This window comes from Sphingobium sp. TKS (assembly GCF_001563265.1).
In the GTDB taxonomy this organism is placed as follows: domain Bacteria; phylum Pseudomonadota; class Alphaproteobacteria; order Sphingomonadales; family Sphingomonadaceae; genus Sphingobium.
On sequence record NZ_CP005086.1, the window covers coordinates 170,349 to 195,308 of the forward strand.

Here is a 24,960-nt window from a genome sequence, read left to right on the forward strand (position 1 = left end):
GCCATTTTCTGAGAGCCAGGAGGACCGCTTGGGCGAGGAGAGAGAAGAAATAGCGCGCAACACGCTGTTCCTGGCAGTGACGCGCCCTGCCCTATGGGCCGGTATCCCAATTGAGGCCGCCGTGCCGATCCTGTTGGTTTCGGCGATCGTTCTCATCGGCACCAATAATCCGATCTATGCCCTCATCACGGCGGCTGTCTGCTATGGCCTCGCCCGCATCGTGGTGCGTCAGGATGTGAATGCCTTTCGGCTGATTTTCCTGTTCTTCCGCACCAAGGCGGCGAACCGCAACCGGACCTTCTGGGGCGGATCGAGCTACACCCCCCTTCCCCTCAAGGGCATCGCGCGCAAGGGCTTCGGCCGCCATGGCTAGTGCCCATCGCCTCTCAGCCCAGGTGCCGTTGAAGGTCGCGCTCAAGGAAGTGATGCCGACCAAGTTTCTGCCTTATGCCCGGCATATCAACGACCAGATGATCATGCTCGATTCTGGCGCCATTATGCTCAGCTTCGAGTTACAGGGGCGCGCCTTCGAAACCGCCGATGTTCGCGACCTCAACGATTGGCACGCCAAATTGAATGGCATGCTCCGCAACCTCCATGATGACCGCCTCTCCATCTGGACGCATCTTGTAAGAGCGCGGGTCGAACAATATCCCGGCGGCAATTTCCGATCGAAATTCGCCAGCGATCTGGATGCCGCCTATTTCGGTCGGATCAACCGCGAGCGGATGTTCATCAACCGCTTCTTTGTCACCCTGCTGGTGCGCCCTTCTGCGCATGGCGCCGACAAGCTCATTCATCTCTTCCGGTCCAAAGGCAGGAATGACGCGGCCGCCAATGCAGTCGATCAGAATCTAATCGAGTTCCTGGAAGACAAGGCCCGGGATTTCGAGAAGCTGATGGCCCGCTGCGAGCCACGCCGCCTCGCCATCTATGGGCAGCGCGGCCTTAAATTCTCCGAACCGCTGGAAGTCGCCGAGATGGTGATGACCGGCCGCTATCGCCGCGTGCCGATCATTCGCGGTCATCTGGGCAGCGCACTCTATCGGCAGCGGGTCATTTTCGGGGGAGAGACCGTGGAAGTCCGCGATGCGGATCGCAGTTCGTTCGGCGGCATATTCGGAATTCGCGAATATCCCGCCTTTACCACGCCTCGCCAGTTTGAATCCCTCCTCGCCGTCGATTTCGGGTTCGTCCTCACCCAATCCTTCACCTTCCTTGGCCGCGCCACCGCAGCGGAGCGCTTTCGCCTGCGGCAGCGTCAGATGGAGAATGCCGACGATCGGGCTATCAGCCAGATGCACGATCTGGTCGATGCGGCCGACGATCTCATGTCGAACCGCTTCGTGCTCGGCGACCATCATTTTACCCTGGCCGTCTATGGCGGCAGCCTTAAATCCCTGCGCGATCATATGTCGATCGCGCGTGCCGCGCTTGCAGACACAGGCATGGTGGCAGCACGCGAGGGGGCCGCCCTGGAAGCCGCCTATTGGAGCCAGCTTGTCGGCAATTTTGCATGGCGGGCGCGGCCGGCGCCGATCACGTCGCTCAATTTCGCGGCCTTCTCGCCCTTCCATACCTATCCCGCTGGTCACGCAACCGGCAATCATTGGGGCGACGCCATCGCGCTACTCAAGACTAGCGCGCGCAGCCCCTATTTCTTCAGCTTCCACAAGCGAGATGTCGGACACACGATGGTCATCGGCCCGACTGGCGGTGGCAAGACGGTCCTCTTGAACTTCCTCATGGCACAGGCGGAAAAGACCGGTGCCCGGCAGATCTTCATCGACAAGGATCGCGGCGCCCAGATTTTTGTGCTGGCGAGCGGCGGCAGCTATCTGACGCTCGCCAACGGCGCACCGACGGGCTTCGCTCCATTGAAGGCATTGTCGGACACGCCGGAAGACCGCGCATGGCTATCGCTGTGGATCCGCCAATTGGTTCGCGTCGAAGGACGGGCCATTTCCATTCAGGAAGAAAAGCGGATTGATGATGGCATTGCGGCCGTCATGAAACTGCCGCCCGCTGCCCGCTCGCTCGATGCGTTGCGGACCATGCTCGGCATGGCCGATGAAGGCGGGGTGGGCGCGAGGCTGGAGAAATGGACCTCGCGCGGCGCGCTGGGCTGGGTGTTCGATAACGCCGCAGACGAAATGACGCTCGACGCCCGCTTCATCGGCTTCGACATGACCGATTTTCTCGACAATGCCGATATTCGCGCTCCGTTGATGCTCTATCTGTTCCATCGCATCGACAAGCTGCTGACCGGCGAGCGCACCATGATCGTGATCGACGAATTCTGGAAGGCGCTGGGTGACAATGCATTTCGCAGCTTCGCGCAGGACGGCTTGAAGACATACCGCAAGCGCAATGCGCTCATGGTGTTCGCGACCCAATCGCCCGGCGATGCGCTCAAGAGCGACATCAGCCATTCCATCCTTGAGCAGGTCGCGACGAAGATAATGCTCCCCAACCCCAATGGCCAGCGGCGGGACTATATCGAGGGCTTCTCCATGACGGAGGCCGAATTTGTCCTCATCCGCGAGGAGCTTGCCCAAGAATCCCACAAATTTCTGGTGAAGCAGGGTCACGATTCTGTTGTCGTCGAATTGGATCTGACCGGCCTCGACAATGAGCTGGCCGTTTTGTCAGGCCGGGCGGAAACGACCGCCGTCGCCTGCGAGGTGATCGCCGAACATGGCCGCGATCCTGCCACGTGGCTCCCCATTTTCCATCAGCGCCGACGCTCAAGTTGAGAGGAGAGGTAAGGATGAAGGGCAAAAGACTTCACTATTGGGTGGCAGGGGCCTCGCTTCTGACCATCGCAACGTCAGCGCAGGCGCAGGGAATCCCCGTCAGCGATACCCGTGGCTTATTCCAGCAGCTGGAGCAAGTTCGCCAGGGCGTGTCGATGCTGCAGCAGGGCGCCAATCAACTTCAGCAGGCCCGCGACCTGTATCGCGATCTCAACAAGGCGACCGATATCGGGAGCATTGCGAGCAGCCTGCGCACCGACGCCATGCGAGAGTTGAACGTGTCTTCCGGCAGTCTGGACGGTTATGCCAACGGAAATCTGGATGTGATCGGTCGTCTGCGTGGCCGTTCCGACAGCGTGTATCAAGGCTTGATGGGGCAGCTGTCCCCCGATGTCTCGGACAGCACGCGCGCAAGCTATGAGACCGGCGCACGAAGCGCGGCCGTTACGGCGGGCCTGGCGGGATCGGTGGGCGATTCCGTGACAAGTCGCCGCGAAGGCCTGGAAGAACTGCGCAGCCGCCTGGCCACCGCGAACTCAGCGGCAGAACGCGCCGACATGAGCGCTCGCCTTCAGCTGGAACAGGCGCAGATGACGAATGACATGATGGCCCTGCAAGCGGTCGAGCTGCAACGCCGCGCGAAGGCCGAAGCCGATTATCAGGGATATGTCACGCTCCAGCAGCGGGAAGCCGCGAAATTCCGTCGCCAGATGGGGATCGACTAATGCGGATACCACTTATCCTTGCCGCCACCTCCCTGGCGCTGTCTGCGTGCTCGCCGTCCGAGAAGGCGCAGACGGGAGACGGCCTTCGTTCAGACATTCCTCTTCGCACGGTCGCGTATTTCATCAAAAATGACAGCGATCGGGCTGAAATGGACGCAGTATGTACCGCTTGGAAGGGTTCGCAGCGCCCGATCACGAGCTGGCCCGCTGTTGTGACCGAAAACTGCAACAATGCCGACACCGCTCGATATCAGCTGATCCAAAAGCGCGAGCGTGAAAAATTCAAAAAGCAAATGGGCATCTGATGCCGCGATAGGGCGATAACCGATGGATTTCCCGATCTTCGAGACCATGATGAATTCAGTGGATGGCGCCCTCGCCGGCATCATCGCTCTCTATTCCTCGGTGATCGGCATTATTTCTGCTCCGCTCCGTGTCGGCGTGACCATCTATATCATCCTGCTGGGCGGCGCGATCCTGAGAGGAGCTGTGCAATATCCCGCGCGTGAATTTGTCTATCGTGCGCTGAAACTCGCGGCCCTTACATGGGCAGTCAGCTCCCTCTATGGCGCGTCTGTCGGTCTATTCACAATGCATGGGTTGCCCGGTCAGTTCGCCAGCGCGCTCGGCGGTGCGGATATCAACGGTCTCGGCGGTTATTTCGACACGCTGTTACAAGGCGCGGCGCGAGCCATCGCAAAGATCACCGAAATCGTCGACGAGCATACTCAAGAGGCCGGGAAGAACTTGGTCGGCATTCCCAATAATTTTGTGGAGATCATCCTCGCTGCCATCGCCAATCTCGTCATATTGATTGCCGCTCTGCTGTCATGTGCACTCGGCTTCACAATTTGCGCCTTTGCCCTCTTCGCACTCGCGCTGCTGGCAGTCGTCGGACCACTTTTCGTGGCCGCTTTGCTATTCGATTCTACACGGGGATGGTTCTTCTCATGGATGGGGTCGGCGATCAGCTATATCATGCTGGTCGTCTTCGCGCTGCTGGTCACCCTCTTCATCTCGCAAACGACCGACACCTTCATCAACGCAATCTCGAACGAGGACAGCGTGCTGGTCGCCGCATTCAAAGCTCTGTCATTCTATGTGCTGGGCTTCTACTTCTTCCTGCAGATCCCCAGCCTGGCATCGGGCCTGGGTGGCGGTGGCCCTGCCCTGGCAGCCCAATTTGCCAACGCCGTTACAGTGAACTTCGCCCCGGCCGCTGGCCGCACCATGGCGGGCGCACCCTCAAGCGGCGTCCGCGCCATTGGTGCTGGCGCCTGGCAATTGGGTGGCAGCCGAAACGGCGGCGGCGGAACGTTGACCCGCACGCGATAGGAGAAATGCCGTGAATATCGTCAAGGCCCTCGTGCCGCTTGCCCTTCTTACCATTCCATTGGCCGCCCCCGTCTTTGCGGCCAAGGAAGCCAAGGTCCCGCGCTGCAATGGCCAGTCCAAGCGGCCCGCCAACCCCTATGGGACAATCCTCCCGACGCTCCCCGCGCGCGGTGCTGCGGCACCCACGCCTGCAATCCCGCCGACCCAGTTCTTTCCTTCACCCAGCAGTCCGCAAAGCGATGGTCCAGCAGCGAAGGTGGATCGCGTGCCACCGATCAGCGAGGCCACGCCTCCCCCTGCCCCCGGCGCGACCTCTCGCGCCGTCTATGCGAGTTGCTGACCATGGCAATCGGGGTCAAAGACAGCGCCGAGGATCTGAAGGCCTACTTCGCCGAAGCGCAAAGCTGGGATCGGGAACGCTTCGTCGCGGCCGAACGGTCGAAGCGGCTCGCCTGGATCGTGGCAGGCTCCGCCAGCGCAATCGCGGTCATCGGCGTCGCGGCGGTGGCGATGTTATCACCGCTCAAGACCGTGGTGCCCTATGTCGTCACCGTCGATCGCTCGACCGGCGCCACCGAAGTGACCCAGCAACTTCGGGGCGACAAGACGGTCACCTATGATGAGGCGGTCCGCAAATATTTCCTCGCCAATTATGTCCGGTCCCGCGAGGGCTGGATACCGCAGGCGCGGCAGGAATTTTTCAACCAGGTACTGGCGCTGTCGGCGCCGGAGGAACAGCGCCGCTGGATCAGCTTCTACAAGAAGGACAATCCCGACTCCCCGCAAAACCAGCTGACGGCCAGTGATACAGTCTTCGTCGCGGTGCGGGCGGTCTCCTTCATTTCGCCGACCGTGGCCCAGGTGCGGTTCACCAAGCGGCTGGAACGAGATGGGCAGGCCACCGAAACGCCGGCCATCGCAACCATTACGTTCGACGTGCTTTCCAAGCCGGAATCTGAAGCCGGCCGCTACGCCAATCCGCTCGGCTTCCAGGTGAAAGCCTATCGCGCGGACGTAGAGATAGGTGGAAAATGAAACAGCTCCTCATGGTATCGGCCGCGATGCTGGCCTTTGCGCTCCCGATGAGCGCCCGCGCCGAAAACACGCCCCGCCCTGTCACCGCCGACCATCGGGTCCGCGAGGTCAATTATAGCGATCAGAATGTCATCGCCATCCGCAGCGCCTTTCGCACGGCCACCCAGATCGAGTTCGCGCAAGGCGAGGTGATCAAATTCGTGGCCATGGGCGATACCGTGTCCTGGGAAGTCGCCCCGGCCGAAAATTCCCTGTTCATCAAACCGCGCGAGCGCGCGGGCGGGACCAATCTCATCGTCGTCACCGACTATGCCGGCCAGAAGCGCAATTACACCTTTGCGCTCGCCGCCGTCGCCAATGGCCGCTCGTCCGAAACATTCTACAAGGTCAGGGTCCGCTATCCCGAACAGGAGGCGGCAGCCCGCCGGGAGGCCGCTGCCCGCCAGCAGCTCACCCAGGTGCTCGCTCAGCAAAATGGGGCAATCAAGGCCGCACTGGACCTCGGCGTGCTCGAAGGCACCCGCAACCTCAACTACAGCGTGCAGGGCTCCTCGGAGATCCAACCTTCCGAAGTCACCGACAATGGCCAGTTCACGGTCCTGCGTTTTCCCAATCAGCGCGAGATTCCCGCCATCTTCACGGTCAATCCCGATGGCAGCGAAGCCACGGCCTCCTTCGATGTGCGCGACGAATTTGTCGTGATCCATGGCGTGTTCCGGCAACTGCGCCTGCGCCGGGGCAAGGTGGTGCTGTGCATCTACAATGACAGCCCGAACTTCTACGGCCGTGATCCCAAGACGGACACGGCGTCGGAAGTGGTGGAGCGCAAGACGGAGAATTGATGTGAACGACAGGCATTTCGACGTCGACGCGACCCCCGACATGAACGAGATCGACCGGGATGCGGCAGCGGTCGATCGCCCCAACCGCATTCCTTCGCTGACATCCGTCCAATGGGACACGAAGAAGATGATCGTGGCCGGGGCCATCGGCGGCTCGCTGCTGTTTGCCGGCCTCACTATCGCCGCGGGTGTCGGCGGCAACAACAAGCTGCCCGAGGTCAAGGCCAAGCCGCCCGCGCCTGAAGTACCCTATGATCCCAAGACCGTGATCGCGCCCACGCTGGAGACAGCCGCGCAAGATCCCAACGCGCCCATTCCGCTCACCGGCGAGCAGGTCCCCGCAATCGGGCCGGGAACCCCTGGCACCTATGCCAAGCAATCGCCGGAAGCAACCGCTGCACAGCGACGGATGGCAGAGGCGCAGGCCCTGCGCGATTCCGCCCGCCGCTCCACCCTGGTTGCCTATAGCGGCACCAGCGGCCAATCGCTTGGCCAACAAGCCGCAGCGTTCGGCGGCAACCTGCCCGATGCCAACGCTGGTGAAGGCGGCTCCCAACAAAATACCGCGCTGGACAATCTCAAGCGTACCTCGGCAATCGGCCGCACCAGCGCCCGCATGATCGGTGACCGCAATTATCTGGTCACAGCAGGCTCGATCATTCCCTGCACCCTTCAGACCGCGATGGACAGCAGCGTGCCGGGCTACGCCACCTGCATCGTTCCACGCGACATTTATTCCGACAATGGCCGGGTCGTGCTGATGGAGAAAGGCACCCGGGTCTTCGGCGAATATCAGGCCGGGCTCAATCGCGGGCAATATCGCCTCTTTGCCATGTGGAGCCGCGCCGTCACGCCGCGCGGGGTCGCGATCGACATCACGTCGCCCGCGTCAGACAGTTTGGGGCGCGCAGGCATTGGCGGGAAGGTCGATCGCTTCTTCTGGGAGCGCTTTGGCTCCGCCCTGCTGTTCAGCGTGCTGGAGGATGGCGCCTCGGTCGCCTCCAATGCCGTGGGCCAGGCCGGCAGCAATGTGACCCGCGTGCCCTCGGATTCCGCGTCCACCATCCTCCAGGACACGCAGCAGATAAAGCCCGTGTTGCGGGTGGCGCAGGGGACCGACCTTGCGATCACCGTGGCGCAGGATTTCGACTTTGCCCAGGTTTATGGATTGAGTCTCAAATGACCGTCACCGCCTTCCGCAATACGGCGGTGCTGGACGACGCCATCCAGCCCTTACGCAAATATCTCGATGATGAGGACGTCACCGAGGTTGTCATCAACCAGCCTCTGGAGGTTGCGGTCGAGCGGCGAGGTGGCTGGACTTGGGGCCGGGAAGAGGAATTGACCCTCCCTCGCCTCAACATATTGGCGACGGCAGCGGCAGCGTTCACCTCCCAGGACGTCACGCGCGAGAACCCGATCTGCTCGACCATCTTTCCAACCGGCGAGCGCGTCCAGATCGTCGCGCCGCCGGTGGCGCCGGACGGAACAGTGTCGATCACGATCCGCAAGCCCTCGACGAAGGCCATGAGCATGGAGGATTTCGATGCCAGTGGCCTCTTTGCCGAAACGAAGGTCGCCGAGCGGGGCATGACCGACATCGAGCATCAGCTCCTTGGCCTGCTGGCAGACGCGCGCCATGTCGAGTTTTTCAAGTTGGCGGTGCGCAGCCGCCTCAATATCCTCATCTCCGGCGCAACCGGGTCAGGCAAGACGACCTTCGCCAAGGGGCTGATCCAGCTCATCCCGGAAGAGGAACGGCTGCTCACCATCGAAGACACACGCGAGCTGGTGGTCCCCCACCGCAATGTCGTCCACATGACCTACAGCAAGGACGGCCAGGGCACCGCCAAGGTCACAGCCAAGGAATTGCTCGAAAGCGCCCTGCGGATGCGGCCCGATCGCATTTTGCTGCAGGAGTTGCGGGACGGCACCGCCTTCTTCTACCTGCGCAACGTCAATAGCGGCCATCCCGGATCCATCACGACCATCCACGCTGCGTCGGCGGAACTGGCCTTCGACCAGCTCACCCTGCTGGTGAAGGAGAGCGAGGGGGGAGCGGATCTTGGCCGCGACGATATCCGCTCGCTCCTCAAGATCCTCGTCGACGTCGTGGTTCAGATGAAAAAGGTGAGAGGGCAGTTTCGCGTCATGGAAATCTATTATGATCCCGCAGGGCGGCACGCCGCATGAGCCGGGGCGCGACGCTGGCGATCGGCATTCCCGCCGTCCTCCTGCTCCTGTGTCTTACCGGCTCCATTGTCGCGTGGTTTGCCCTCGGCCTTCCCGCCGCCGCCTATGATCCGCTGAAGATGCCAGCCTTCTTCTGGTATTATCGGGGTGACCCTGTCGTCCAAAAGGGGCTCGCCGGCGGCATGGCAGCCGGATCGCTGCTGTCGGGTCTGCTTCTTTACTGGTTCGTGACCCGCAAGCCGCCACTGCACGGCGCGGCCCGCTTTGCCAGGGAACGCGAGATTGTGCGCCACGGCTTCCGCGGCAAGGACGGGATCGTCCTGGGCAAGAAATCCGGTCGCTACCTGATTTTCGAGGGCAATGAACATTGCATCGTCGAAGCCCCCACGCGCTCAGGTAAAGGCATTGGTATCGTCATCCCCAATCTGCTGAGCTGGCCCGGCTCGACCGTCGTGCTCGATGTGAAGCGTGAGAATTATGATGTGACCGCAGGCTTTCGCGCGAAACATGGCCAAGCCGTCTATCTGTTCAACCCGACCGAACCCGAGGGCCGTACCGCCCGCTATAACCCGCTCAGCTATATCGACAGGCAGGACGCCGACCAGGTCATCATCGAGCTTCAGAAGATCGCGACCATGTTGTTCGTGCCTCCTGAGCGGGGTGAACCCTTCTGGACCGATTCCGCGCGCACGGCCTTTGTCGGCGTCGGCGCCTATCTCGCCCAGGCCGACGGGCCCTTCACGATCGGCGCCATCTACCGGCTGATGACCACGGGCGATACACGGGGCACTTTCCGTCGGATCCTCGACGATCGGAGTCTGCGCCTCTCGGCAGGCTGCCGCAACGCGCTCGCTGATTTCACGTCGGGCGCTGACAACACCTTTGCCGGCATTGTCCAGACGGTCACATCCAAGCTCAGCTTGTGGCTCAACCCCCGGGTCGATGCGGCCACCGAGGATAGCGATTTCGATCTGCGCGAACTGCGGATGCGGCCCATGTCGGTCTATCTGGGGGTGTCGCCCGATGAGCTGGATCGGGTGGCGCCGCTCTATAATCTCCTGTTCCAACAGCTCATCGACCTCAATGTCCGCGAATTGCCTGACGCACGCACGCCGATATCCGTGCTGGTGCTGCTCGACGAGTTTGCGCGGCTCGGCCGCGCCCAGGTTATAGCCGGCGCCTTCTCCTATGTGGCGGGCTATGGCATCCGGCTTTTGCCGGTCATCCAGTCCCGTTCCCAGCTTCGCGCTGTCTATGGCGAGCATGTTGCCGACGAGATCGTCGCCAATTGCGGCGTCGAGATCGCGTTCACGCCCAAGGAACTGCGGGTCGCCAACGAGCTGTCGGAACGGATTGGCTATGTGGGGCAAGAGTCAGTGACCAAATCCCTCACCATCCATGGCATTCTTGCCAATCGCTCAAAATCCATGTCCGACCATCGCCGCGCGCTGTTGCTGCCGCAGGAACTGATGCAGTTCCCCAGTGACGAGCTACTGTTGCTGCGCGGGGGCATGCCGCCGATCCGGGCTGACAAGATCCGCTATTATGGCGATCGCCATTTCACGCGCCGGCTGGCTCCGCCACCGAGCGTCGCGCCCATCGTCCGGCGCATCGCGGAGGATGAGGACCTGCCTCCCTGCGTTCTGCCCGACGCCGACCAGCTGGCGAACCCTGACCCTGAGACCTTCGCCATGGATTGTGTCGTGATCTCGGATTTTGACGACATTTTGATCGATGTGGAGGCGAGTGAGCGCGGCGACCGCCGTGTGGGCATCATTGAGCAGGAGCGATAATATGGCTGATAACCTCACCCCGCCCGACGCTGGACCCGAGCCGACGCGCAAGCGCGCCACCGTCGAAATGCCCCAGGAGCTCGAAACCCGTTTCTTGCGGGTGGGGGACAAGCTCTATCGCAGCGCGCATGACAAGGATCCGGTGGCGACGATTTCTCCCGACCGCATCAAGGCGAAAGATAGCCGCGCCCTCCCCGATCTCATTCGGCTTGCCAAAGCCAATGGCTGGACTGCGCTCAAGATCAATGGCGACGCGGAGTTCAAGCGCGCCGCCTATCTGGCCGCAGCCGCACAAGGGCTGACGATTGAGGGGTATCGGCCTGACGCCAAGACGCGGGCGGCGGCGCAGCGTGACCAGACCCTCCAGGCTGGAACCCCGAAGTCACGTACCCAGACACGCGACGTTGGCGAGGCGGAGTCTAAGCAGCGCGCGTCCAGAACGGCCAGCCAGGTCCGGGACAGTAAGGAAAAGCCCGACCCGCGGACCGACCTCGCCGAACGGTTCCGCCGTCAATCCCACATCGACAATGCCAAGGACCCGGAACTGCGCCGCGCGCAGAGCCATGTCGCCCACGCCATGACGATTGCGGCCAAGCGCTTCCCGCAGGATGAAGGTCGGCGGAACGCCTTTGTGGATCGCCGCAAGGAAGAGGTGGCTGTCCGGATAGAGCGCGGCGAACGGATTGCGGGCGTGCAGATCCGCCAGCAGCAGGATGAGCGCGTCCGCTCGATCCAGCAAAGCCAGATTTTGCAACGGCAACGCTCACCCAACGGACGCTGATCAGATCGAGCGAGGAGGCAGGTTATGACGCAGCAACCAGAAGGGAGGCACGGTCTCCACGTTCGGAGCGCCGACGCGCAAGGGATTGGATTGGCAAATGGACCCAAGCAGTGGGTCGCGCCCTGGTCCAGCATCGTGGAAATTGCTGCCACGGTGACGCCGTACCAGGGTCGGCGTCTCCTTGTCGCTGTCATTGGGGTCGGGCCGCAGCGGGTCGTGATCGTTTCCGAAGATGAGCCGGTCTGGCCCCTGTTGCACAGCGCCATTGAGGTCCATTTGCCCAATGCCAGACGTCTCGCCGAATGGGAACCTGAAGCTCGGAAGGGAGAGAGCGTCCATGTCATCTTTGCAGGGCAGCCGGTTTGATCAATTGGCAGAGATTTGATCTCTGTTGAAATCAGAGAGTGACAGCCGGCTAACAGTAAATGCCGGGTCACTCGTCAGAAGTTTATGTTCTCCCAAAACGCGCAATATTTACATTGCTGAAAATATCGCGCACAGCAGGCTCATCACTCAAGATGGGTCAATCCTCATGGCAGACGAAACCAATTCCGACATCACCGCCCTCACCGTTCAACTGTTGAGCGCATTCGTCTCGAACAATAGTGTTTCGAGCGATGGTCTTGCGGAGCTGATCAAGACCACCCGATCTGCCTTGACCCAGGATGTGGCGGCGCCCGCCGCGCAAGCCGCAGCGGAAGAATTTGCGCCGGCCGTTTCGGTTCGCAAGAGCCTTGCATCGCGGGAGCATATCCTCAGCCTCATCGACGGCAAGCCCTACAAGACCCTGAAGCGGCACCTCGCCCAGCATGGCCTGACGCCCGAACAATATCGCGAGCGCTACAAGCTGCCCAAAACCTATCCGCTCGTGGCCCCCAGCTATTCGGATGCGCGTCGCGCCGTGGCTGAGAAACTGGGCCTGGGGAAGAAGCCTGTCGCTGCACCGGCTGAAAAAGCAGCGTCCGTCCCTGCTGCCACGGTTGCTCCTGCCAAGGCGCCTGTGAAAGCGGCAACGCCGAAGGCTTCGCCCGCACCGGTCGCCAAGGCCGAAATGAGCTCGAAGCCCACCAAGGCCGCTACTGCGGAAAAGGCCGCGCCACGCAAGCGTCTGTCGATCGCGACGCCGAAGGTAGAGAAGCCGGCGGCGCCGGCGGCCGTGAAGACGCAAGCCTCGGTTGCCCCGTCCAGCGCGCCCAAGAGCGACGTGGCGAAAACTGCCAAGCCGAAGACTGCGGCGAAGGCGAAGCCTGCTGCAAAGGCAAAGGCGGCACCCAAGGCCAAGACTGCGAAGGGTGACGCAAAGCCTGCCGCTCCGGCGCCCGTGGAAGCAAAGGCCCCGGAAACCGCCGCCGCCAGCAACTGAATAGGGGGAGATGTGCAGCCTCACGAAACCGTGGGGCTGCATATTTTGATCTCGCTAGGTGGACGGCCTATCGGCGAAACCATTCGTCGCGGATGGCCTCCAACCGCTCTGGACAGCGAACACCGATCCTCATTAAGCGCAGCCCGTGCCACAGGAACTGAGTCTTGCCGTTGTCGGAGCGTTATACCCCAACAACGATGGCTCGAACCGGCAGTTCGAAATCCGGATGCTCAATCCGGGCGATGCGATTTCGCTCCTTCCCGAACCCGCCAACAGATTAGACAGCAGCGCCGTCGCCGTCTTCTCCTTCCGCGGATTTCAGATCGGCTATCTGTCCGCTGAACGCTGTGGCTGGATTGGCGCGAAAATCCAGCAAGGACAGGATGTCCGCGCCATCTTCCAGGCACCGACCAACGATGGCGCGATCATCCGGGTCCATCTCGATGGCGGCACCCCTACCCTGCCGCCGCCCCCACCTGAGTCGGTGCTTTCGGTCGATGCGCTCTATGCGCAGCAAGCCGATCTCGCATCAGGCTTCTGGCCCGATTATCTGCCGCCCGATGATTGAAGCGCACCGCGCCCGGCCAGCGTCAGTCCCTAATGGACCCGCCCCAGGGCGCGCTTCGCTTCAGGGGTGATCGTGTAAACGGCTTCGCGCTGCGCGCCCCGGTTGGCGTGATCGACCCGGAATCCCTTATAGTGGCGGCGCAGCAACCCCGCGCGGACCAGGTCCGACGCTGCCCTACTGATGCTGGTACGGCCCGATCGCACTATACGGGCTTTGATTTCCTCCGCGATCCGCGCCTCGGCTGCGACCGGATCTTCGGGCAGCTGCCCCTTGGTCACAAGATCGGCGCGCACTGCATCGATCAGCGTGCGACGGCGACCGTCCTTCTGCGCCAACGGGATCAACGCCTCGCAAAGCCAGTCCCGCACCGGCAGCAGCGCGCCGTCATAGCGGACATAAGGCCCGATGCTATCGCCTTGCCCCACGGCCTTGTAGATGAGGTTCAGCACCATGAAGGCATAGCGCGGGCGCTTGGAGACCTGCGAAATTCGGTCGATAAGATCGGGCAATGACCCAAGGGTGGGGGCTGTTTCGCGGGGTTCGAAAAGGTCGGGCTGCTGGAACATATCAGGAATCTAGCACAAGCGCGGTCCCTGTGAATCCCCCCGCGCGGCTGGGGAACCACAAAAAACAGATATGTCACTTTACCGAGCCCCGAAGGGGCTTGCCGCCGCAAATTCCGTTGCTGCGGGCCCAAAAGCCAGTAAATAAGGCCTCTCCATTCCTTAGGAGAGATGCTTCATGAACAATAGCGCAATCGCCGAAGCCATTGCTAGCGAGCATGGCCTCACCAAGACCGACGCCCGTACCTATGTCGATGCGGTGTTCACCGCTATCGCCGACGCCGCCGCCAATGGCAACGAAGTGAGCCTGAACGGCTTCGGGAAATTCAAGGTCAAGGACAGCCCGGCTCGTGAAGGCCGCAATCCGGCCAACGGGGAAACCATCCAGATCGCCGCGTCCAAGAAGCTGACCTTCACGCCTGCCAAGGCGGTCAAAGATCAGTTGAACGGCTGATTTTTGTGTGGGCGCCGTCGGACGCGGCGGCGCTCCATCACCCATCAAAGAATGTCACTTTTTCTGGCCCGCTAAAGTGACACGCCTGCCATTTCATATGCGGTTTTTTCGGCAGAGATAGTGAGCCCGCGAATGGCGGTAGCAAGAATAGCGGCCAGTAATGAACGACCTCGGCGCGCCGATTCCTTCCGGGCGCGGCGGATCGAGCGATCACTGCCAAACTTATCCACATTCCTTTCACCATCTTATCCACAGACGGTACTTCGGGAACGATAGCAGCACCCAAACAATTGAATCGGCAAAGCGGCCGACGAAGAAACAGCATTGTGGTCCTGACCGAAGCCGGGTCGCTGCTGGCGAAGGATACGCGGAATCGCGTTTATGTATATGAAAGAAACGACTTTGTCTCTGCCGCGAACCACCGGCTAGGCGCCGCTGGCTTGTGATATCTCTTCGTCCCACGCCAGTTCGTGCAACAGCGTGTTGCACAATTACGGGTCCACGCTCATCCAGCCTGCGGATCGAAGCCTATCGCCTTTAGCCACGCCACAACCTGACCAAAGGCATCCTGCTGCCACTCGTCTGGGCTGCGATCATCGAGGATATCAGAGTTTTCAACGAAACGGCGGACGCTGGTGGGCCCGAAATCATCCGGTCGGCGGAATTTACCTGCGATTTTAAAATAGCCGTCTACTGCGCTCTGCTCGTGGAGGAGCGGCTTGCAGGCTTCCGCCAGCGCCTCGATACCGTCCGGATAATTTCGAACCGAATAATAAATGTCGTATCCGTCCTTGGGCTTATTCCGGCCATCAAGGGCGTGGCCTTTCATCGCCAACAACGCAGGTATGGATGCAACGGCGATCATCACTTTGTTGACGCCACCGCCAGGCATCGCTCCCTCGAGCGCTACCATTTCATAAAAGCGTGTGGCGAGATCTGCTCCAAACGCCCGTTGGGTGGCAAAGTCCGCTGTGAGTGCAGGCCGATTCTTTTCGATGACAGCGTCATAAGGACGCAAGAAATCGATGACGATCGTGATCGGGGCACCGCCATCGCCCGGATCGAAAGTCCGCTCCATCTGGAAATTCTTCAGATCTTCAACATGGGCATAACCCTGTTCCCGAAGCGCTTCTACCAATCCGACATATTGATCATCCGCAGCAAGCGCCTCAGCATCAAGGCTGAGGTCGATATCAGCCGTCCCGACATGCTTCATATCGCTTTCTTCAAGCAGCAACCAAGGGACAGCGCCACCGATCACGGCAAACTTGCCCCGATAGCTACCAAGAGTTTGGCCGATTTCCACCAACACCGAACGAACGGCGTTACTGGTACGATCATCATAGTCGGTGGCTGACTGCGGTTCCTGATTCATGAAGCCCGATGTAGGAGCTTTTGCCGAAGATGGGCAGCGGCTTCTTGCCCGCGATCCCCACCTTGCATCAAATCTAGATAGGTTTGCACAGGACTGGTTGCAATCCGTCCTTCGCCCACCGGTATGGCATCATCCAGAACCCCTTCTTCTTCCGGGACGACGATGATGACGTTCGCACCCTTTGGCGCCTCGGTCGTTGCGAGAAGTTGGTCCAGCGCGGCCAGGCCCGCCTCATCGGCGTAGAAGTAATGATTGGGATGACGGGCAAAGGGAGACAGCCATTCAGCCGCCGAGAATGAGGCGAGCGCCACCTTGCCGTCGAGCGCGTCGAGACCTCGCAGTCGCTCAGCCAATCTACTGCCGTGGAGGGTGGTATGGCGCCTGAATTCCTCGCCCTGGGGCGGCCGGTAATTTTCCGCCCAGCTGTCGAGCAGATCCCCAGGCGCGCTCAGAAGCAGGCCGGCATCGGTCTGGTCGGCCCATCCTCTTTCCCGCAGTACAGAGCCGACATTGCTGACCAGACCGACGCTCACCTGGGCGGCCTCAGCAAGTTCCACCGTTCGCCAATTCCGGCCAGGCTCGGCCAGCAGTCGACGCAAAATGCGCGCCGATTTGGGCTGGTAAAGCGACCGCAACACCCGCCGCTCCGTTTCTGGACGCCCTGGAACTTCGCGCTCGATATACACGCTATCGAATGCGATCAGCGCATTACCCATGAAATCGAGATATCCAACCCGCTCATCCTTGCAAACGTCACGGGCTTGAGGCGACAAGTAGGGCGCCATGACGATCGGTATGGCATCGCTATGCGCGTCCCGAAGGTAAGTACGCAGTTGACGGGCCGCGTCCCTCACGATCCTCGGCTGGCCACTGCTTTTCACGTCCACCGCGAGATGGAGTGGCCTATCTGCGAAGCGGCCCTCGACACGTATGTCGATGCCTTTGTCGCTATTGCTTGGATCGTCGCGTAGAATCTCCTCAATCTCAACATTGGGGAGATTCGCCAGGAACAACTCGAGGCTACGGGCGGCTTCGCGCTCTGCGTTCACTATTTTATGCCTTTTCATCGACACGTTGAATACGCCATTCCGGTGAAAATGGCAACGGTTCACTAAAATCGCTATTTCAACAAAATGCTGAAGCTCATATTTTAATGAAATTCAATGATGACGCCCGAGCCGGCCCGCGCGATACGGAGGCAGGGGCGGCGTCAGCGTCATACAAGGAGGAGACCGCCTCGACCTTAAGCGTTTCATGAAGTTTTCCGCATCATCGTAGGGATTTACCCGCCGGCATCATCGATCCGGTGATGCATTTCGCAGACCGCACTCCCGAAAGCTGATTAAGTTCCATCGACTCGTCGGGAAATTGCCTGAACGAAAGTTAATCTTGTTCGGTTCGTCGCAAAAAAGCGCTATAGGAGTCGTGCGACCCGAAGGCTCTGGCTTATAGCTGAGAGACTTCTACTGACCCGATTATCTTCATGATAGTCGGGTCATTTTTAGTGCCGGACCGAGATAGCTGAGGTGCGACCCAAAGGCGAGCTTCTCGGCCCAGCTTCACCCTTTTACATTTTACTTTGGTATTCCCCTAACTCGCTGCCTGGCTGACCATGGTTTGACGGTCAAGGGAACCGATCCACGAAGAAGTTCTGTCACATACGCCCCGATGGCGTTTTCGCGCTGGGCCGCGCATGATCATTCGTCTTGGGTGGAGGGGCAATGAACCGGCGATTCAGATGGGCAACGGCAGGAGCAACTCTTGTGACCGCCATGATCGGCGCGGCGTGCTCGCCTCTGCTGACATTCGACATGCTGGTTCCCAAGGATGACGGCGGCGTCAAAGTGGCGAGCGACATTTCCTATGGCGAGGGAACACGGCAAAAGCTGGACATATATGCGCCGCGTCACGCTGCAGCGGAAGCGAGGCTGCCGATCATCCTGTTCTTCTATGGTGGCTCCTGGGCCAGTGGCACGCGAAATGGCTACGCCTTTGTCGGCCGAGCATTGGCTGCACAGGGGTTTCTGGTCATCATCCCCGACTATCGGGTCGGTCCCGCCAATCTCTATCCCGACTTTGTAAAGGATGGTGCCAGCGTCATTCGATGGATTGTTGCTCATGGAAGGGAACATGGCGGCGAACCGACCAATATTGTGGTCAGCGGTCATTCGGCGGGCGCCTACATTGCTGCAATGCTAGCGGTCGACGACCGCTGGCTTGGCAAGGATAGAATCGCGATCAAGGGGCTAGTCGGGATCGCCGGCCCTTATGATTTTGCGCCATTCGACGTTCCTGCAAGCAAGGCAGCCTTCGGCGCATGGCCCAAACCTGCCGACACGCAGCCTGTACGCTGGGCAGGCGCAGGTGATCCTCCTACACTGCTTCTGATCGGCGGTTCAGATGTAACCGTGCGCGCGCGCAACAGCGAGGCCCTCGCCGCAAAGCTGCGAGCTGGCGGCGTCGCGGTCCAGGTCAAGCGCTATCCCGGCATCGGTCATATCGGCATGGTGACAGCAATGGCCCGTCCGTTTCGTTACCGCGCCAGCATTATCACTGACACGGTAAAGTTTGCGCAGCGGGTCACTGGCGTTAACTGATCTCGGCTCCAGCCCGTCGCAAAACGCGAAGGGACCAGTCATCCGTTATCGGATCGCGAGTTTAAAACCATCGAGGATGTCAACGAAACCTCTCGCCTTCATCAGCGGGGCGTCCCCATGCTGGCAAGGGCGGTTATGGCTCGATCCGTTGCGGAGCTCGCGTTCTGGCGTGATCGCCGCAACGGATCGAGCCATGAGTTCGGCTTCATCGAGCGGAAGCTCGTCGACCAAACCATCTCGTCGGTCGCGCAGCACGGCTTCGAGAAAGCAAACCTTCAACGATGAGCCCAGATACCGAACGCCAAACCGGTTCGCTTCAGCCCTGCGAGCAAGTGCCGGTCTGATTAGCAAGCGCGTCGGCAATCATAGCGGCCAGGGTTTCTTCCGCACGACGACGCGCGCTGGTGTCCTTCGATTCCAGATCATGCCGCAACCATTGCGGAGCGCGCTCAATAACGCGTAGAATCATGGCGGTCATATTCTCATCCATCGCTGGCGGCATATGAAGGCTGACAGCCTCCTGCGCAACGCAGCAATCACCTGTCCGCGCGTGTCGGGCTATCGCTTTCGATCAGGCGGTGAGCGACCGGAAGATTGTCTCTCCGGCGAATTGTCGCGCTTCTGCACCCGGGCGCGCTGTACGCGTTCCAACGCATCCTTCAGCACCCGGTCCGGCACAGTCTCGATGGTCGTTCGATCTTTCAGGAACGACCGAAGTTCTTTCGCGAGGGCCTGATCACGCGGATCTTGAGACCGCTCGAACTTTTCCGCAGCCTGCTCGTACTTCTGCCTCGTCGCGACCCACCGCTCCTTCGCGCGCACGACGAATTCCGGCGACGTCGCCTTTCCAGCGGCGATGGCTAAGGCCTCGCGAGCCTGTCGCATGTCAGCCTCGGTCGGTTGCCGCGACACACCCTGCCTGATCTTTTCACGCATCTGGGCAAGAGCCATGCTGGTCCCCGCCCTCCCCTGCCCCCGCGTCCAACGCGGCGTCGCTTCGCATTCGACACCGCGGCTGCGCAGCGCCTCCGCAAAGACTTCGCGAAATCTGAAGAGATCCTCCCTTCGCGGGTCGAAGCGCCGACCATCCAGCCCTTCGGCCTGCACCGTCAGATGCACATGCGGCCGGGGCGTGTCGGTGTGCAGCGCCATCAGATAATCATGATTGTCGCCAACCATCCGATCGGCGGTCTCCCGCGCCGCCTGCCTTACTGTCTCGGCATCGGTGCCCTCCGGCATGGAAAAGACCATCGCCACCGCCGACACCGTCGCCCGCTCCCGCCAGTAGAGCGGCTCGGACCATTCCTGCGCAATCTGCTGAAGCTCGCCCTTGTCGGCAATCACCTCGCCATCGCGCGTCTCCACAGCGACCTCGCCGTGCCGCCCGATATAGGCGAGATGAGCACCCAGATGCTCGGCGCCCTTCTTGCGTCCGGTGACCTTCACCAGCACCTCCGGTGCCCTTCGGACAACCCGCGCCAGGACCGCACGAGCGTCCGCCCGCGTCGCAGCCGCGCCGCCGCCAGCCCGATACGGACCGGTCTGATCGAAAAGATGCTTCGCATAAGCCAGGTTCGGATCGCCGAAGACGCGCGGACGAAATACCGGCTTCAGCACGCCCCACAGTTCATCCTCGCGCTCGCCAAAGGGCATCAGTCAGCCACCTTCCAGTAGCTGAGGTCATTGCGCAGCGCTTCATCAAGCACCGCCACCTGCGCACTGATTTCCTGCCGCATCTCGACGATGGTGCGCAGCTCACTTTCAAGCTGCAGGCCGTTGTCGGCCATCATCGCTGCGTTGCCCGCCTTCATAGCCTGGTTGATATTGCGGCCGATCCGCTGCAACTGCATCCGCACCGGGCCAAGGCTTGTCCGCAACCCGTCGTCGACATTACCCTTGAGACCGAGGTGTCGGCGCATCAGCGCCTTCACCCACCCTGCCCTGTCGGTTCCACGCTGGGCGGCACGGACGCTGAGCACCGCCATCTCCGTATCCGTCACGCGGAAGGTAATGCGATTGGTCGCCCGTTCCGTGCGCGCCTCGACAGTGGGAGCCTCACCAGCCTGGCGCATCGCTTGATCCAACAAGGACCGCAGGAGGGCACTGCGCCCTCCCCTGCCCTGGGCAAGTGCGTCGAACGCGTCGAGCGTCGCCCGATCGATGCGGACTGTCATGCTGGCTTTGGTGTCAGTGGAGGTTGTCACAATGGCGATCCTCTTCCTGTGCTGCTAAGCTACTGTAATACAACGAACACCACAACCCCTATCCTGCCCTCAATCAATCTCCACAAAATCACGCTCCAATCTGTGGCGCGTGCCACAGCCTTCTGTCAGTCGGGGAGACTTGGAAAACGCGGAAGAGAATGCAGGCTCTGGCGCTGGGTTAAAATCGAATGGTGCGTGCCTGGTCTTCACCTTCAAAACACACCACCGCTTCGATCAGGCGAGCGCGCTTTCCATCGATGTCGATGAACCGCGCGTCTTCATTCTGCTTCCGATCCGGGCGAATGGACGGTGCATCTTGTGATAGCTTCTGAGCCTTTGCCACATGGGTCGGTACGGCCGAAACGGGCGCCGGGGAAACGCGCTCCTGCGTTTCCGGGAGCGTTCGCGCTGCCGTGTCGCGGCGAGCGAAGGCTTCGCAATCGGCGACCGTCAGGGAGCCGACCGGCGCCCGATCCAGGAACAGCCTTACCCCCGCCTCGTCATTGGCTGCGGCGTTCATCAAAGCCACCGCACCGCGGATGGGCAGATCGTCCAGGCGAGCTGCGATAAAATCCGGCGCTGACGCCAGGCTGTGCAGCCGGGAAAGGCGCGCACGATCGCGACCAGTGCCGCGGGCTAGGTCAGCGATACTTCTGCCGCCCGCCACCTGATCGGCAACAAAAGCGATCATGTCGCGCACCGACAATTCTTCGCGCTGATCATTCTCTATGAACTGATCCATGCGCAATTGATCGGGGTCGGACACTTCCCGCACGATCGCGCGTACCGGGCGACCCAGTTGAAGGCAGGCACGCCAGCGGCGCTCTCCAAACTGGATCATATAGCGACCGTCATCATCAGCCGGTGCAACAATGATCGGTTGTAGCTGGCCGCGCGCCGCGATGGTCTCGGCCAGGCCATCAATCTCCGCCTGGTCAATCGCGCGGCGCACATTGTTGGGGTCGGCATAGATTTGCTGAGGATCGAGCGACATCACCCTCTCCTGGCTCCCGACCTCGTCCTTAGCTGCGAAGATGTCGAAGTTGCCAAAGTCCATCAGCTTTTGATCCTCTCCATCGCCTCTTCAAGAAAGGCACGCATCGGGGGAAGGGAGGTGCGAACATCCTTGTCGAACCGCCAAACCGGAACCCCGGCCTGAACCGCCTGACTATAATGCGCCCGGTCAGGAAGATGGGTCGCAAACAGATTGCGCCCGATCTTGGCTTTGAGTTCATCCAGCATCGCGAGCTGATTACGATCGTTGGCCTTCACCCGGTTGGCGACCAGCCCCGCAATCCGGATCGGGGTTCGGCGTCCCTTCTGATTGACGGTCTGGATCGAATTGGAAAGCTGTTTGGTGGAGTCTGGCCCGAACGGCCCCAGCTCCACCGGCACGATCAGATCATCGCAGACCATCAGCGCAGCGAAGTTGATCCAGCTCCAGGCGGGCGGCGTATCGATGACGCAATAATCATAAGCCTCCGACAGCGCGGGGAAATTGGCGCGGAATGCGGCAAGGGCTTTCCCATAGTCGGCATCATACTCGCCGGTCATACGGTTGGAGTAGATCGCACGTCCCTCCCCGACCGGCGTCTGGAAGCCATTCTCGAAAAGCTGCTTGCACGATCCCAGCTGCGCAAAATCGCGCAGCGCTGTTGAGGCATTACATTGCCGATCGAGGTCGAGCACCAGAACACGATGGCCAGCATCGGCAAGGTGCCAGGCGAGATGGCAGGCGATGGTGGTCTTGCCCGCCCCGCCCTTCTCGATGTTCACGGCGATCGTTTTCATCGCCGGTCATCCCACCAGGAGCGCCGGGCAAACCACCAGGTCTCCTCATCCTCATTAGGGGTGCGCCGCCCTGCCCCACCGTCACGCTTCCCGAAAAATCCGAGCACGAAGATGACAAGGAAGACGAGGCCCGCTTCTGCAATGCCGCTCATATCCTACCTCCACCATTTCCCAATTGGTCCTACTCGCGATCGCTTGACCCAAGCAGACGGCGGGCAGCGGTCCATCGAACCGCTGCCCGCCTGATTAAAGGCAATTGCCACGATCAGATGGGGCCGCTCCCAAGCGGCCCCACGCTTTCTAGCTGCTGGCCAGTTCGGCGTCGTTCGCCTTGGCCAGGATAGCAAAGCCGTCTGCGATGAGTTCGACCGTGTACCGCTTGCCTTCGGGGGCGTCGTAGGAATTTTGGCGGACCCGGCCCGCGATGTGAACCATGTCACCCTTCTCGGCCTTGGCGGCGCGTTCGATCAGCCGACCGAAGAGCGTCACCTCATTCCAGTGGGTGTCGGTGATCCACTCGCCATTATCCTGGCGGTTGTAGTTTGCGGCGACAGAGACCTTGGTGACCTTGTCGAGCTCCGCAATCTTTCCGATGCGGCCGATGATGCGAAATTCAGCGATGTTCTGCACTGGTTTAACCTCCACTCGATCAGGCTAATTCCTGATGGGGGTGACGAGGCAGCGGGGTTGACGGGATCAAGAGAAAAAACGGAGGGTCCACAACGTGGAAGCCGTAACCCCACGGGTGGTTATTCTCTTGATCTCATAGGCAGCACCGCAGCCCAGCTCCATGAAACAGGAATTTTCTGGTCGTGCAACAGAGGTTCAACCGGCTTAACCCGTTGAAAAGGCTTTTCATCTCGTCATACGGAAAGAGCGAGCGTTTGCACAGTCTCCACTCGACTTAGCCCCCCTCTCCTATAAGCAGTCAGGCATGAGGGGACGGATGCCACTGAGGAAGAGAATAGCTTCGCTCAGGCATGAATCGATACCAGCTCACGGCTAACGCAGACAGTGTGGAATATGCACGGCCTCCGACCAACCCGCCCCGACATGCCGACCGATGGCAAAACTTGTTCAACGATTTTTTACATTTGTGCCTCGCTTGGCCTATGGCCGTGCCAAACTGTAAGCAGTTGAGAACCGGGGTGTTGGGAGGCCAGATGAGATCAAATGACTTGTACCACGCCGGCGTTGCCGACGTTCGCGTTCCACCCGTCTCGTACCTCGCGACAAAATGCGATCCCAAGGCGGCGATTAATTCTACCGGCGTTATTTCAGTCATCGGTCTGTTCCAGGTCAGCAGAATGGCTGAGGCGCTGACCGCGCTCGCCGTCGAGCATGTAAAATTCGACAGTCCGACTGAATTGCGCATTGAATCCGGTTTCTGTCTCGCTCAGCCATGGGACTTTGACACGATGGTGAGCGCAGTCCGTCAGCGACGTGATGATGGCACGCTTGGTCCCGTCGAAGCTGAGAGGATCATCATGGCGGATATGCCAACCCTTTATCGGATCAGGATGGGTGAACATTCCGTATTTGCGGCCCGGCAAGCCGAAGACCCCTATCTCAAAGCCAAGATCGTGGGGGAGTTGCGATCGGTTTCACCCTCGAAGCCTTGGGCTGGGCCTGACTATAGTAAGATTGGCATGTTGGCGCCCGACATTGTGCAGATCCTGCAAACCTTGCGCGTCAGAATCATTGCGGCAAATTTGCTGACCGTTGCGGGTAACGACAACGAGCAATGACGTGGGATCAAGAAGGTCAGTGGCTCCTAAAGCGGCTTGGCTGCCAGAGGGTTTGCCTTTCCCTTTGCCTCCTGCTCCTTCCTTTACCACTGACGCTGCGAATGGGCGCTGCACTTGAGCGCTGCCTTTAAAATCAAAATTATCAAAGGCCCAAGCGGAGCGCGGGAGCTTCAAAGATTCCTTGATTCTAAGATTCAGAGGAAATTAACTGATATAAATCAATATGTTAATGTGCCTCCATATGAGAAAGCGGGGGCTTATACGTGAGTTCTGGGGGGCGTCTATGCGAGGCATAGGGGGCATGAAGCTGAGCGATCGGGGGATTATGTGAGTTCTCGGGGGCCCATGCGAACGGACCAAAGAACGACCAGGAAACCGCTGATTCCGCGTCAAAAACGGCGTCTTGCGGAATTAATATCGGTTTCACGGATCCTTCTATGTGAGTTTTCGGGGGCTTTGGAGGCGGTGACCGGTCTTTGTATGAGGAATTGGGGGGGGCGACCCTCCGCGCCAAATGGTTCCGGGAAGGAAAATTCGCTTGTGTTTATATGAGTGATTGGGGGTGTATCTGAAAAGATAGTAAAATCAACCATATACGTCCATGTTTATGTGAGCTGTGGGGGGTGTGGCAGCGGTGAGCTGAATATGAACGTCTTCCCGCATCCGCTCTCGCAAGATCTTTATATGAGTTTTTGGGGGGCTACGCTGCGACTCAGCTTGGCAGCGCGAGTCGCCGTCCTAGGCCGTATTTATCTTTATGTGAGCGATCGGGGGTGCGTTTATATGAGTAACCGGGGGGATATTCTCATTATGAGAAACAAGTGATATGCAACTCAC

Annotated in this window: 29 protein-coding genes; 19 read left to right on the plus strand and 10 right to left on the minus strand. The window is 60.3% G+C overall.

What is annotated here, in order from left to right:
• Positions 1-28: 28 nt before the first annotated feature.
• The 15 genes from K426_RS28320 to K426_RS28390 all read left to right on the plus strand — a co-directional run bounded on the left by K426_RS28320 (position 29) and on the right by K426_RS28390 (position 13,391).
• Positions 29-373: a type IV secretion system protein VirB3 gene (locus tag K426_RS28320; protein WP_157801350.1), complete on the plus strand. Its 345-nt coding sequence runs from the start codon at positions 29-31 to the stop codon at positions 371-373.
• Positions 366-2,756 (plus strand): VirB4 family type IV secretion/conjugal transfer ATPase, encoded by a 2,391-nt coding sequence (locus K426_RS28325; RefSeq protein WP_066564708.1) that lies wholly within the window; start codon positions 366-368, stop codon positions 2,754-2,756. The genes K426_RS28320 and K426_RS28325 overlap by 8 nt, the downstream gene beginning before the upstream one ends.
• A 14-nt stretch (positions 2,757-2,770) precedes the next feature.
• A complete protein-coding gene (locus tag K426_RS28330; protein WP_082749256.1) occupies positions 2,771-3,481 on the plus strand; it encodes a type IV secretion system protein in 711 nt (236 codons plus the stop codon).
• The gene (locus tag K426_RS28335) at positions 3,481-3,786 is read left to right on the plus strand and encodes a hypothetical protein (protein WP_066564711.1); all 306 of its coding nucleotides are present in this window, start codon (positions 3,481-3,483) and stop codon (positions 3,784-3,786) included. The genes K426_RS28330 and K426_RS28335 overlap by 1 nt, the downstream gene beginning before the upstream one ends.
• A 22-nt stretch (positions 3,787-3,808) precedes the next feature.
• Positions 3,809-4,816, plus strand: coding sequence for a type IV secretion system protein (locus K426_RS28340; RefSeq protein WP_066564713.1), 1,008 nt, complete (start codon positions 3,809-3,811; stop codon positions 4,814-4,816).
• Positions 4,817-4,826: 10 nt separating this feature from the next.
• A complete protein-coding gene (locus K426_RS28345; protein WP_066564715.1) occupies positions 4,827-5,156 on the plus strand; it encodes a hypothetical protein in 330 nt (109 codons plus the stop codon).
• A gap of 2 nt (positions 5,157-5,158) precedes the next feature.
• Positions 5,159-5,851 (plus strand): virB8 family protein, encoded by a 693-nt coding sequence (locus tag K426_RS28350; protein WP_066564717.1) that lies wholly within the window; start codon positions 5,159-5,161, stop codon positions 5,849-5,851.
• Positions 5,848-6,693, plus strand: a complete 846-nt coding sequence (gene virB9 / locus K426_RS28355) for a P-type conjugative transfer protein VirB9 (RefSeq protein WP_066564719.1) — start codon at positions 5,848-5,850, stop codon at positions 6,691-6,693. Before K426_RS28350 ends, virB9 begins: the two co-directional genes overlap by 4 nt.
• A gap of 1 nt (position 6,694) precedes the next feature.
• On the plus strand, positions 6,695-7,876 hold the full coding sequence (gene virB10, locus K426_RS28360; RefSeq protein ID WP_237230220.1) for a type IV secretion system protein VirB10: 1,182 nt from the start codon (positions 6,695-6,697) through the stop codon (positions 7,874-7,876).
• Positions 7,873-8,886, plus strand: a complete 1,014-nt coding sequence (gene virB11 / locus K426_RS28365; protein WP_066564720.1) for a P-type DNA transfer ATPase VirB11 — start codon at positions 7,873-7,875, stop codon at positions 8,884-8,886. The genes virB10 and virB11 overlap by 4 nt, the downstream gene beginning before the upstream one ends.
• Positions 8,883-10,679, plus strand: a complete 1,797-nt coding sequence (locus tag K426_RS28370) for a type IV secretory system conjugative DNA transfer family protein (RefSeq protein WP_066564722.1) — start codon at positions 8,883-8,885, stop codon at positions 10,677-10,679. The genes virB11 and K426_RS28370 overlap by 4 nt, the downstream gene beginning before the upstream one ends.
• Before the next feature lies 1 nt (position 10,680).
• A complete protein-coding gene (locus tag K426_RS28375; RefSeq protein WP_066564724.1) occupies positions 10,681-11,460 on the plus strand; it encodes an LPD7 domain-containing protein in 780 nt (259 codons plus the stop codon).
• A gap of 90 nt (positions 11,461-11,550) precedes the next feature.
• Complete coding sequence (locus K426_RS31605) at positions 11,551-11,826, plus strand: hypothetical protein (protein ID WP_145907833.1); 276 nt, start codon at positions 11,551-11,553, stop codon at positions 11,824-11,826.
• Positions 11,827-11,992: 166 nt separating this feature from the next.
• Positions 11,993-12,823, plus strand: a complete 831-nt coding sequence (locus tag K426_RS28385) for a MucR family transcriptional regulator (protein ID WP_066564728.1) — start codon at positions 11,993-11,995, stop codon at positions 12,821-12,823.
• A 145-nt stretch (positions 12,824-12,968) separates the two neighbouring features.
• On the plus strand, positions 12,969-13,391 hold the full coding sequence (locus tag K426_RS28390; RefSeq protein ID WP_066564732.1) for an HIRAN domain-containing protein: 423 nt from the start codon (positions 12,969-12,971) through the stop codon (positions 13,389-13,391).
• A 29-nt stretch (positions 13,392-13,420) separates the two neighbouring features.
• Here K426_RS28390 and K426_RS28395 read toward each other — a convergent pair whose 3' ends face one another.
• Positions 13,421-13,957, minus strand: a complete 537-nt coding sequence (locus K426_RS28395) for a hypothetical protein (RefSeq protein ID WP_066564733.1) — start codon at positions 13,955-13,957, stop codon at positions 13,421-13,423.
• Positions 13,958-14,132: 175 nt separating this feature from the next.
• Between K426_RS28395 and K426_RS28400 the strand changes: the two genes are divergently transcribed.
• The gene (locus tag K426_RS28400) at positions 14,133-14,408 is read left to right on the plus strand and encodes an HU family DNA-binding protein (protein WP_066564735.1); all 276 of its coding nucleotides are present in this window, start codon (positions 14,133-14,135) and stop codon (positions 14,406-14,408) included.
• Positions 14,409-14,913: 505 nt separating this feature from the next.
• Here the strand turns inward: K426_RS28400 and K426_RS28405 are convergent.
• Positions 14,914-15,783, minus strand: coding sequence for a nucleotidyl transferase AbiEii/AbiGii toxin family protein (locus tag K426_RS28405; RefSeq protein WP_066564736.1), 870 nt, complete (start codon positions 15,781-15,783; stop codon positions 14,914-14,916).
• Positions 15,780-16,832: a type IV toxin-antitoxin system AbiEi family antitoxin gene (locus tag K426_RS28410; protein ID WP_237230221.1), complete on the minus strand. Its 1,053-nt coding sequence runs from the start codon at positions 16,830-16,832 to the stop codon at positions 15,780-15,782. Before K426_RS28410 ends, K426_RS28405 begins: the two co-directional genes overlap by 4 nt.
• Positions 16,833-17,555: 723 nt before the next feature.
• On the opposite strand from K426_RS28410, the gene K426_RS28415 reads away from it, so the two are divergent.
• Positions 17,556-18,380: an alpha/beta hydrolase gene (locus K426_RS28415; RefSeq protein ID WP_237230236.1), complete on the plus strand. Its 825-nt coding sequence runs from the start codon at positions 17,556-17,558 to the stop codon at positions 18,378-18,380.
• 117 nt (positions 18,381-18,497) lie between these two features.
• Positions 18,498-18,665 (plus strand): hypothetical protein, encoded by a 168-nt coding sequence (locus tag K426_RS31965; RefSeq protein WP_158511807.1) that lies wholly within the window; start codon positions 18,498-18,500, stop codon positions 18,663-18,665.
• A 31-nt stretch (positions 18,666-18,696) separates the two neighbouring features.
• Here the strand turns inward: K426_RS31965 and K426_RS32025 are convergent, their stop codons facing one another.
• From K426_RS32025 to K426_RS28450, 7 genes are all read right to left on the minus strand, one after another.
• Positions 18,697-18,870 (minus strand): DUF6771 family protein, encoded by a 174-nt coding sequence (locus tag K426_RS32025; protein ID WP_327753075.1) that lies wholly within the window; start codon positions 18,868-18,870, stop codon positions 18,697-18,699.
• Positions 18,871-18,938: 68 nt separating this feature from the next.
• Positions 18,939-20,033, minus strand: coding sequence for a relaxase/mobilization nuclease domain-containing protein (locus K426_RS28430; protein ID WP_066564744.1), 1,095 nt, complete (start codon positions 20,031-20,033; stop codon positions 18,939-18,941).
• Positions 20,033-20,584 carry a hypothetical protein gene (locus tag K426_RS28435; RefSeq protein WP_082749257.1) on the minus strand — a complete coding sequence of 184 codons (552 nt, stop codon included), beginning with the start codon at positions 20,582-20,584 and terminating at the stop codon, positions 20,033-20,035. The genes K426_RS28430 and K426_RS28435 overlap by 1 nt, the downstream gene beginning before the upstream one ends.
• 178 nt (positions 20,585-20,762) lie before the next feature.
• Positions 20,763-21,641: a ParB/RepB/Spo0J family partition protein gene (locus tag K426_RS28440; protein ID WP_066564746.1), complete on the minus strand. Its 879-nt coding sequence runs from the start codon at positions 21,639-21,641 to the stop codon at positions 20,763-20,765.
• Positions 21,641-22,375, minus strand: a complete 735-nt coding sequence (locus K426_RS28445) for a ParA family protein (protein ID WP_066564747.1) — start codon at positions 22,373-22,375, stop codon at positions 21,641-21,643. The genes K426_RS28440 and K426_RS28445 overlap by 1 nt, the downstream gene beginning before the upstream one ends.
• Positions 22,372-22,527: a hypothetical protein gene (locus tag K426_RS31970; protein WP_158511808.1), complete on the minus strand. Its 156-nt coding sequence runs from the start codon at positions 22,525-22,527 to the stop codon at positions 22,372-22,374. The genes K426_RS28445 and K426_RS31970 overlap by 4 nt, the downstream gene beginning before the upstream one ends.
• A 148-nt stretch (positions 22,528-22,675) precedes the next feature.
• Entirely contained in the window at positions 22,676-23,005 is a 330-nt protein-coding gene (locus K426_RS28450) for a single-stranded DNA-binding protein (RefSeq protein ID WP_066564749.1), read from the minus strand.
• Between the two features lie 533 nt (positions 23,006-23,538).
• Between K426_RS28450 and K426_RS28455 the strand changes: the two genes are divergently transcribed.
• Positions 23,539-24,123, plus strand: coding sequence for a hypothetical protein (locus K426_RS28455; protein ID WP_145907835.1), 585 nt, complete (start codon positions 23,539-23,541; stop codon positions 24,121-24,123).
• Positions 24,124-24,960 lie beyond the last annotated feature (837 nt).